General features: G+C 63.2%; 6 protein-coding genes. 4 read left to right on the top strand and 2 right to left on the bottom strand.

Annotated elements, in window-relative coordinates:
• Both ACFE70_RS13300 and ACFE70_RS13295 read left to right on the top strand, forming a co-directional pair.
• On the top strand, positions 1-2,001 hold a 2,001-nt coding region (locus ACFE70_RS13300), incomplete at its 5' end, for a gliding motility-associated C-terminal domain-containing protein (RefSeq protein ID WP_375418243.1).
• 164 nt (positions 2,002-2,165) lie between these two features.
• Positions 2,166-3,131 (top strand): type IX secretion system membrane protein PorP/SprF, encoded by a 966-nt coding sequence (locus tag ACFE70_RS13295; RefSeq protein WP_375418242.1) that lies wholly within the window; start codon positions 2,166-2,168, stop codon positions 3,129-3,131.
• A gap of 138 nt (positions 3,132-3,269) precedes the next feature.
• Here ACFE70_RS13295 and fabD read toward each other — a convergent pair whose 3' ends face one another.
• Together fabD and ACFE70_RS13285 are read right to left on the bottom strand one after the other, a co-directional pair.
• A complete protein-coding gene (gene fabD, locus ACFE70_RS13290; RefSeq protein ID WP_375418241.1) occupies positions 3,270-4,166 on the bottom strand; it encodes an ACP S-malonyltransferase in 897 nt (298 codons plus the stop codon).
• Between the two features lie 149 nt (positions 4,167-4,315).
• Positions 4,316-7,285, bottom strand: a complete 2,970-nt coding sequence (locus ACFE70_RS13285) for a gliding motility-associated C-terminal domain-containing protein (RefSeq protein WP_375418240.1) — start codon at positions 7,283-7,285, stop codon at positions 4,316-4,318.
• A 296-nt stretch (positions 7,286-7,581) separates the two neighbouring features.
• Between ACFE70_RS13285 and ACFE70_RS13280 the strand changes: the two genes are divergently transcribed.
• Positions 7,582-8,322: a succinate dehydrogenase cytochrome b subunit gene (locus tag ACFE70_RS13280; RefSeq protein ID WP_375418239.1), complete on the top strand. Its 741-nt coding sequence runs from the start codon at positions 7,582-7,584 to the stop codon at positions 8,320-8,322.
• A 143-nt stretch (positions 8,323-8,465) separates the two neighbouring features.
• Positions 8,466-10,400, top strand: coding sequence for a fumarate reductase/succinate dehydrogenase flavoprotein subunit (locus ACFE70_RS13275; RefSeq protein WP_375418238.1), 1,935 nt, complete (start codon positions 8,466-8,468; stop codon positions 10,398-10,400).
• Positions 10,401-10,405 lie beyond the last annotated feature (5 nt).

The following is a 10,405-nucleotide window of genomic DNA, read 5'->3' as shown; positions in this document are numbered from 1 at the left end:
ACGTTTGACCCTGGCGTGCTCACGGTCACAACCTTCTTCCGGCGGCAGGTAAGCTCCGGCGAGTGCGCCGCCCTGCTATCTAATGTGTTGAAGGTGACCGTACTGCCCGCCCTAACCGCCGGCACCATCGGCGGCAACCAGCCGATATGTGCGGGCGCTACCCCCACCCCGCTCACGAGCGAGACGCCGGCCACCGGCGGCGGCACCTATCAGTGGGAGGAGTCGACGGACCAGGTGCGATGGACGCCCATCAACGGCGCGACTCAGGCGACGTTCGCCCCTGGCCCACTCAACGTTACTACCTATTTCCGGCGCCAGGCCGGCGTCAACAGCGGCTGCCCCCCGGTTTTCTCTAATGTGGTGACCATCAGCGTGACGCCAGCCCTGACGGCGGGTACCGCAGGCCCCGACCAGAACATCTGCGCCGGCAGCCCGCCTACCCCCCTCGGCAGCGTGGTAGCGCCGAGCGGGGGCACCGGCAGCTATAGCTTCCAGTGGGAGTCGTCCGCCGACCAAGTCACTTGGAACGAGGTACCCGGCGCCACCGCCGAGACATTCGCGCCGGGCCCGGTCAACTCGACCACGTATTACCGGCGCCGGGTTAGCTCGGGCAGTTTGTGCGGGCCGGCTTATTCAAATACGGTGACCATCGCGACCCTGCCAACGCTGCTGGCCGGCAGCATCGCGCCCCCTGAGCAGGACGTCTGCGCCGGGGTTGCCCCTACCCCCCTCAGCAGCGTCCAGGAGGCGGCGGGTGGCACCGGCACGTACACGTATCAGTGGGAATCGTCGGCCGATAACAACAGCTGGTCGACCATTGACGGGGCCACCGGCGCGACGTTCGCCCCCGGCCTGCTGACGGTAACCACGTACTTCCGGCGCCGGGTAGATTCGGGCAGCAGCAGCTGCTCAAGGGCTTATTCCAACGCGGTAGTCGTGCGGGTGCAGCCCATCGTGACCACCGGCGTGAGTCTGGCCGAGCCGCCGGTGCAGTGCGCCGGCACGGAGCTGACCTTCACGGCCGTGCCGACCAACGCCGGTCCCGCGCCCACCTTCCGCTGGTTTATCAACAACGTGCTGGTCGCCACCTCCCCCACCTTCAGCACCACAGCTCTTAGTACCGGCGACCAGGTGCGGGTGGAAGTCACGGCTACAGCCGGGCTGTGCAGCACCGGCCCGGCCTCGGCCACGGTCACGGTGCGGCGCACGCCCGCCCCGCAGCCCACGCTGGCCATCGCGGTGCAGCCGGGCGGGCCGGTCTGCCTGGGCTCGCCGCTTACCTTCAGCATCGCCAGCATCACGGAGCCCGGCCCGGCACCAGAGTACCAGTGGCAGGTTAACGGCAACGACGTAGCCGGCGCCACGGGCCCCGTGTTCACCAGCACTACGCTGCGCGAGGGCCAGACCGTAACCCTGCGCCTGCGCACCTCCACGGCCTGCGGGCAGCCGGCCACGGTGGTTTCTAATGGCATTGCCGTGCGCATCAGCCCGCCGGTGGATGTGGATGCCGGGCCCGACAAGGAGATTCTGGCGGGCACCTCCGTCACGCTGGAAGGCCGCGCCGACGGCACCTACCCCGTAACCTGGACGCCCAACGTGGGGCTGACCTTCACGGGCGACGACCGCCTGCGGCCCGTGGCCTCGCCCACCGTGACGACGACTTACACCCTCTCGGCCGGGGAGGGCGGCTGCGCCGACTCGGACCAGGTGACCGTGACCGTGCGCCCGGCCATCCGCATTCCTAATGCCTTCACGCCCAACAACGACGGCCGCGACGACACCTGGCAGATTGAGTTTATCGAGCAGTTCCCGGATAACACCGTGAGCGTGTTCAACCGCTGGGGCAACCGGGTTTTCTCGGCCAACAACTACAGTCGGGCCAACGAGTGGCGCGGCGACATCAACGGGCAGCCCGCCCCGGTCGGTACCTACTACTACGTCGTCGTCACGAAGGGCCCGCTGGGCAAATCCTACAGCGGGCCGATTACCATTTTGTATTGAGAAGCTTGGATAGATAAAAAGGCGGTCATGCCGAGCGCAGCGAAGCATCTCGCTTGCCGCAGTAATTAATGAGTAATAACGATTGAGTTACTTCCCCGAGCGAGATGCTTCGCTGCGTTCTGCATGACCGCCTTTTAACATCGGTATCAAAAGATAATAACGCTATGAAAAGAACCCTACTTCTCTGGCTGCTGCTGCTGGCCGCGGCGCCGGCCTGGGCCCAGCAGCAGGCCCAGTACAGCCAGTACATGAACAATAACTACATCCTCAACCCCGGCGCAACCGGCGTGGAGGATTACATCGACGTCAAGTTCAGCTACCGCACCCAGTGGGTGGGGCTCGACGGGGCACCGAAAACCTACTACGCCAGCGCCAGTTCCTCGCTGGGCAAGTGGCGCAGCACCACCAAGCGCACCATCCGCGACCGGCGCCGGCCGTTTCACGCGGTGGGGGGCATTTTGTATAATGACGTGACCGGCCCCACCAGCCGGGCTGGTGCCTACGTGTCCTACGCCTACAACGTGGCCCTGACGCCCGCCATCCGCGCCGCGCTGGGCACCTCCGTCGGGATGCAGCAGTTTGCCGTCGATGGCCAGCAACTCCAGTTCTACGACCCCACGACCCGCGCGGCCAACGCCGCCTCGCGGGTGTTCGACGCCTCGGCCGGCCTGTGGGTGTACAGCGACGATTTCTACGTTGGCGTGTCGGGGGCGCAGCTGCTGGGCAATCAGCTCGACTTTTCCTACGGCCCCAACCTGCTGGGCGAGGGCGCGCCCGGCAACTCGCTCCGGCGGCACTACTTCGCCACGGCCGGCGTGCGCGTGCCGCTCAGCGACACTTGGAGCGTGGTGCCCTCGGTGCTGGTCAAGGCTGTGGACCCGGCTCCGCTCTCGATTGATATCAACGCCAAAATCAAGTACGGCGACCTGCTCTGGTTTGGCGCGTCGTGGCGGGCCTTCGACTCGGTGGTGGGCCTGGTGGGCCTGAGCTACGAGCAGTTCACGCTCGGCTATTCCTACGATGCGGGCATCTCGGAGCTGAATGGCTACCACAACGGCAGCCACGAAGTGCTGGTCGGGCTGCGCATCAAGAAGAAAGCCCAAGTGGTATGCACCAACAAGTTCTGGTAAAAGCTGTAACGCGAAACTCCGTTTCGCGACGAGCACCGCGAGTAGCTCGCGTTAGGAATCAGAACAAGCTGACCTAACGCCTGGAACTCGCTCTGCTCGTCGCGAAACGGAGTTTCGCGTTACAATCCCTACCCCCCCTCAACTCACCGAACTCACCGCCGCCGCGGGCGCGATTTTCTTCACCAGGCCTTGCAGCACCTTGCCCGGCCCGCACTCGGCGAAGTCAGTAGTGCCGGCCTGGGCCATGTTCTGCACAGTTTGGGTCCAGCGCACGGGCGCGGTGAGCTGGGCCAGCAGGTTGGCTTGAATTTCGGCAGGCGCGGTGTGGGGCCGGGCGTCCACGTTCTGGTATACCGGGCAACGCGCCTCGCGGAAGGCAGTTTTTTCGATGGCTTCGGCCAGCGCGGCCTGGGCCGACTGCATCAAGGGCGAGTGGAAGGCGCCCCCCACGGGCAGGGGTAGGGCGCGCTTGGCGCCGGCCGCCTTCAGCGCCTCGCAGGCCCGCTCGATGCCACGCACGCTGCCCGAGATGACGAGCTGACCCGGACAGTTGTAGTTGGCCGCTACCACCACGGCTCCTTCGGCGCTGATTTCAAGGCAGATGTGCTCCACTGTGGCATCGTCGAGGCCCAGGATGGCGGCCATCGTGCCGGGCTGCTCCTGGCAGGCGGCCTGCATGGCCTGCGCCCGGCGCGCCACCAGCGGCAGGGCGTCTTCAAAAGCCAGCACGCCGGCCGCCACCAGCGCCGAAAATTCGCCCAGCGAGTGGCCAGCCACCGCGCCCGGCGCCAAGTCAGGCCGCGCTACGAACTGCGCCACCGAGTGCACGAAGATGGCCGGCTGCGTCACGTCGGTGCGGCGCAAATCGTCCTCGCTGCCGCTGAACATGGTGTCGGTCAGGCGAAAGCCCAGCAGGTCGTTGGCCTGCTCCAGCAGGCGGCGGGCCTCGGTACTTTGCTCGAAAAGCTCCCGCGCCATGCCCGGAAACTGCGAGCCCTGGCCCGGAAAGATTACTGCGGATTTATTTGAAGTCATTAAATGGTTGATTTTTTAAGATAAGCGCTACCGTCGCTTGCCAGGCCCCAATTCCCTACCCCCCTCCAACCCGGTAACCGGGCCGCAAGCTGCACAAAAAAAGAGCAGACCTCGCGGCCTGCTCTTTTTGAGAGAAACGGAATCCGTGATTACCGCACAATTTCCACCCAGCCTTTGAACGTGCGTTTGGTGTTCTTGAAATCAGCAAACTCCACTTCGGCCAGGTAGTAGTAGATGCCATCCGAAACCTTGCCCGTGCCGCCCGATTCGGTGCGGGCGCCGCCGCCGTCCCAGTTGATGAGCGGGTCGGTGCTGCTCACGTTCTCGTACACTTTCACGCCCCAGCGGTTGAAGACCTGGAAGCGTACCTGCCGCACCGGGCTGTTGATGCGGGGCCGGAACGTGTTGTTGAACTGGTCGCCGTTGGGCGTGAAGATGTTGGGTAGGATGAAGAGCTGGCACTCATCGACGCAGGCCACGTTGCTGCGGGCCGAGCGGCGGCCGGCCGCATCCACAGCCTGCACCTGGTAGCAGCGCTTGTTCTGAAGCAGGTTGCGGTCGATGAAGCTGAGCTGCGAAGTCGAGTCGCGCAGCGTGAACGGCCCCGCTTCAGTATCGCCGACGAAAATGCGGTAGTAGCGGATGTTCTCGTTCGAGCAGCCGGCGGGGGTAGTGCCCAGCGTCCAGCGCAAGCGGTTTTCGAAGCGCTGATTCGGGGCTGGGTAGGGCGCCCGCGCGTTCTGGGCCAGGCTGTCGCAGTTGATGGGCAGCACCGTCAGCACCGGTGTGCAGGGCTCACTAATCAGTGGTACGCACTGCTCCTGACTCTTGTTGAGCAGCGATTGCAGGTAGGGCACGTCGGGGTAGCGGCCCACGGTCTGCACGTAGTAGCAATAGGTCTGGTCGAGCTGCAGGGCGGGGTCGGCATCGGTGTAAGTGCCGCCCGCTGCCGTGACCACGGCCGTGCCTACCTGCACGAAAGCGCCGCCCGTCGAGTTGCGCCGGAACACGCGCGTCGGACCGGCAGTGTTGTCCCACGGCACCTGGTAGGTCCAGCTCACCACGATACGGCGGTTCAGCGGCTGGGGTGTGGCCGTGAGGCGCACACTGCTGGCCGTGGGCGAGGGCTCGGTATTGGTCTGGCCCGCGGTCTGGGTCAGAAACTCCAGCCGGTAGGTGTACTGCTTGGTCTGGGTGTCGAGGTTGCGGTCCACGAACACGGTGTCGGCCAGGTTGGTGATGGCCGGGGCAATGACGGTGAACGTAGCCGGTGTCTGTCCTTCGCCGCGCGAAAGCCGGTAGCTGAAGGGCGGCGTGAAGCCGCCCTGGGCTCGCGGCGCCACCGGCTTGGTCCAGCGTACCGTAATCTGGCCGGCGGTGGTGCTGGTCTGGTCCACGTCCACGTTGGTGAGCACGGCGGCGCGGCCATCAAAGCTCAGGCAGGCTTCCTGCGAGACAATGCTCTCGCCCCCGGCCGGCAGCGGAAACACGGCGTAGATGCGGTAGGAGTAAGTTTTGCCGCGCTCCAGCCCTCTGTCATCGAGGAAGGAGCGCTGATTGGCGCTCACGGAGCCAATCTGCTGGTAGCCTGATCCTTCGGGCAGGCCAGTAAGGCAGGGATCAGAAGGAATTCTGGTACAGCCTTCCTTGCGGAAAATCAGCATCTGCACCTGCCGGCCGGCGGCGGTGCCGGCCGGGCTTTGGCAGGCGTAGGCGTCCCAGGTAAGCTGCGCGGTAATGCCGCTGGTGCGCGGGCCGGCTGTGGCTTGCAGGTTCTGCGGTGGCGGGCCCACCACTGTGATGCGCCAGGCGCGCTCATCGATGAGCGGCGGCACGTCATTGGATTGCGGCGGGCTGGACTGTGGCGGCGTATCCTGGGCTTTGAACAATACGAGGTAGGGCTCACTGGCCACGTTGGAACAGTCCGTGGTCCACTCGAAGCGGCCTCGAGCCGTGGGCGGACCGGTCTCGGATTGCCGGAAAGTAGCGGGCGGAATGATGCCGCTGAACGCCGACAGGACGACGGGCAAGGGCGCCTGCCCTCCTGGCCCCGTGCCATCGGTGGCCGACACGTTGCCCACCACGGTGGCGCCGGCAATCACGCAGGTGTCGTTGGGGATGCGGATGGTCGGCCGCAGGTTGTTGGTCGGGCTGATGATAATCTGCATGTCGCGGATGACTTCGCCAATCTTGCGAAAACCCTGCGCCGTGCGGCGGTACTCTTCTACCACAAACGCGACGTTGTAGGTGCCCGCGTCGCCGGGCGCGTTCCAAACTATCTGTCCCGTGCGGGGGTCCTGCACGAAGATGGCGGCGCCGGTGCCACCCGCTGGCGGTCCGTTATACGGCACTTGCCGGCCGCTGGGCGAGGAGGTAGGGGCATTAGGATAGCGGAAACCCGTCACGATTTCGGGCGCCGGCTTGCAGGTCCGGCCGGTTTCCTCCGCACTCAGGAGCGTGAACTGACTTTCCTTGAGCTTGAACGCAAGGGAATCGCCATCGGGGTCGAAGGCAGCCGGGTTGTGCAGAAACACCTGCAACACACCGCCCTTGTCCACGGCCGGCGCCGTCAGGATGGGAGTGCGGTTGCGGCCCAGGTCCGGGCCAATCGTGAAGGTAGTACCGATATAAAATGACTTATCGATTGAGCTGTTTATATTCCGGACATTAGCATTACGATTTTCGCCGATGTAGCTGACCGTGAACTGGCCGCTGGAAGGATAAGTGTGCTCGAAATAATAGTAGTTGATATCCGTGTCGTTGGTGATTTGGGTAGGCCCCACATACGGGCCGCCGGGCCGGGCCGCCCGGTCGATGGTCCTACCCTTGGTGCAGCTGCCGTCGCCAAAAAAAATAGCCACCGAGTCTTCCCGCACCGGATTGTTGCCGTTCATCGAAAACCGGTCGGTGTAGAGCGTCATCTTGAAGAAGATGCGGCGCGGATTGAAGCCCGGTCCCACGGTGGTATCAACGCGGGCCTGAATGTCGCCGGCCCGGATGTGGGTAGCGCGGGCCGCCTCGGGCTGGCTCAGCAGCAGCGCGAGCAGCGTTAGCAGCCCAGCCAGCCAGCGCCCACGCCCGGTCGGCTTACTAGCACAAAGTGAAGAAAAGTTAATCATCTGAAAAGATAAAGAGAAAGGACAGCAATTTACAGGAATTATACGGGCCACCGCGCGCCGACTCGCGCCCCCGGGAAGAGCCAAAAAGATGCAACAAATCGTCCAAAAACCGGGTTGAGTGAGCAACCGCTGGCCCTGTTGCCCGGCAAGCGTAACCGCGCCGGCCCCGGATTGATTCCTGCGCCAACGCGCGCGGTGCCGGCCAGGTTGCGGCCCGCCGGCTGCTTTGTACACTTAGCTGGCGCCCCCTACCTTTGAGGGGCCTGAATGCCTTACTACACCTTGCTTTATTCTCTATGAGTTGGATAACTAAAACCCTGACCAGCAGCATCGGGCGTAAGATTCTCATGTCCACTACGGGCCTGTTTCTCTGCACGTTTCTGGTGGTGCACCTGGTCGGCAACCTGCAGCTATTCCGTAACGACCACGGGCTGGCTTTTAATGTGTACTCCCATTTTATGGGTACCAACCCTGTCATCCGCACCATCGAGTGGGGCTTGGTGCTGGGTTTTGGCGTCCATATCTACCAGGCTTACGTGCTGGCCGCGAAAAACAAAAAGGCCCGCGGCGGCCAGCCCTACGTTTCCAATCACTCAGAGCAAAACTCGGAGTGGACCTCGCGCAATATGTCTATCCTGGGCACGGTCATTCTAGTGTTCATGATTGTCCACCTTTATAACTTCTTCTGGCGCGCCCGCTTCGGCAAGCTCGTCCCTGATACCAACAACAACGACGACTTGTACACGCTGGTCGTTTCCTCCTTTCACAACGTGCCCTACGTGTTGCTGTACGTGGCCGCGCAGGTGGCGCTGGGCTACCACCTCTGGCACGGCTTCCGCTCCGGCTTCCAGACTCTGGGGCTGAATCATCGCAAGTACATGGGGCTGATAAAGTACACGGGCTACGCTTTCTCGGTGGCCGTGGCGGCCGGTTTCGCAGCCATGCCGCTCTACTTCCTGCTTTTCACCAATGAAAAGGGGGAGATTACTAGCCAGGCGCCGGCGTTCGTGCAGTCATTGCTCGTGGCGTTCAACTAAATTCGGGGGGTAGGGAGTGCGGCTGTTTGTTTAAAATTAGGGGCGGTAAAGTAGAACAAAATAGCCCTTTAGCTGCTTCAATAGTGGCATCATGAATCGCCGGTTTCTACCCCTCTCGTCAACTTTAAACCTCTCATTTCGCTATGGTTCTCGATTCCAAGATTCCCGAAGGTCCATTGACCGAGAAATGGGAGCAGCACAAGTTCAATGTCAAACTGGTGAACCCGGCCAACAAGCGCAAATACGACGTGATTATCGTCGGCACGGGCCTGGCTGGCGCCTCAGCCGCCGCTTCGCTGGCCGAGCTGGGCTACAACGTCAAGGCGTTTACCTACCACGACTCGCCACGCCGGGCCCACTCCATTGCGGCGCAGGGCGGCATCAACGCCGCGAAGAACTACCAGAACGATGGCGACTCGGTGTTCCGGCTGTTCTACGACACCATCAAGGGTGGTGACTATCGCGCCCGCGAAGCCAACGTGTACCGCCTCGCGCAGGTCTCGGTCAACATCATCGACCAGTGCGTGGCCCAGGGCGTGCCCTTCGCCCGCGAGTACGGGGGGCTGCTGGCCAACCGCTCCTTTGGTGGCGCGCAGGTGAGCCGCACGTTTTATGCGCGGGGTCAAACCGGGCAGCAGCTCTTGCTGGGCGCCTACTCGGCCCTGAGCCGGCAGGTAGCGTATGGCAAGGTGAAGCTTTTTACCCGCTCCGAGATGCTGGATTTGGTCGTCGTTGACGGCAAAGCCCGCGGCATCGTAACGCGCAACCTGCTCACCGGCGAGATTGAAACCCACGCCGCGCACGCCGTGGTGCTGGCCACCGGCGGCTACGGCAACGTGTTCTATCTGAGCACCAATGCCAAGTACTGCAACGTGACGGCCGCCTGGCGCGCTCACAAGAAGGGGGCTTACTTCGCTAATCCCTGCTTCACCCAGATTCACCCGACCTGCATTCCCGTATCGGGCGACTATCAGTCCAAGCTCACGCTCATGTCGGAGTCGCTGCGCAATGATGGGCGCGTGTGGGTGCCCAAAACCGTAGAGATGGCCGAGCGCCTGCGCCAAAGTAAGATTCAGGTAACGGATATTGGCGAGGACGACCGCGACTATTTCCTGGAGCGCAAGTACCCGGCTTTCGGCAACCTCGTGCCGCGCGACGTGGCCTCGCGCAACGCCAAGCAGATGTGCGATGAGGGACGGGGGGTAGGGAAAACAGGCCTGGCCGTGTACCTCGACTTCGCCGAAATCATCGAGCGCACCGGTGCCGACGCCGTGAGCCAGAAGTACGGCAACCTGTTCGCCATGTACGAGAAAATCACCGGCGAAGACCCCTACAAAATGCCCATGCGCATCTACCCCGCCGTGCACTACACGATGGGCGGCCTCTGGGTTGATTATAACCTGCAAACCACTGTGCCCGGACTCTACGCCACCGGCGAGTGCAACTTTTCGGACCACGGTGCTAACCGCCTCGGTGCCTCCGCACTGATGCAGGGCCTGGCCGACGGCTACTTTGTAATTCCCTACACCATCGGCGACTACCTGGCGCAGACGGCCCCTACCCCCGTCAAGACCGACCATCCGGCTTTTGCCGAGGCCGTGCAGCAGGTGCAGGACCGCACGCAGCGCTTAATGAGCATCAACGGTACCCGCACCCCTGGGCAGTTCCACCGGGCGCTGGGCCATCTGATGTGGGACTACTGCGGCATGTCGCGCAGCGCTGAGGGCCTGCGCCACGCCAAAGCCGAAATCAGCAAGCTGCGCAGCGAGTTCTGGACTGACCTGCGCCTGGCCGGCACGGGTGAAGAGATGAACCAGGCCCTGGAAAGTGCCGGCCGCGTGGCCGACTTCCTGGAGCTGGGCGAGCTGATGGTGGACGACGCCCTGCACCGCGAGGAAAGCTGCGGCGGCCACTTCCGTGAGGAGTATCAGACGCCCGAAAACGAGGCCCTACGCGACGACGAAAACTTCGCCTACGTAGCGGCCTGGGAATGGCAGGGCGACAATCAGCCCGAGAAACTTAACAAGGAAGAACTCTCGTTTGAGAATGTGAAGCTGACGCAGCGCAGCTACAAGTAATTTTG

This window comes from uncultured Hymenobacter sp., assembly GCF_964243305.1.
In the GTDB taxonomy this organism is placed as follows: domain Bacteria; phylum Bacteroidota; class Bacteroidia; order Cytophagales; family Hymenobacteraceae; genus Hymenobacter.
Note: the sequence above shows the minus strand (reverse complement) of the source record. Positions and strands in the feature narration are given on the sequence as shown.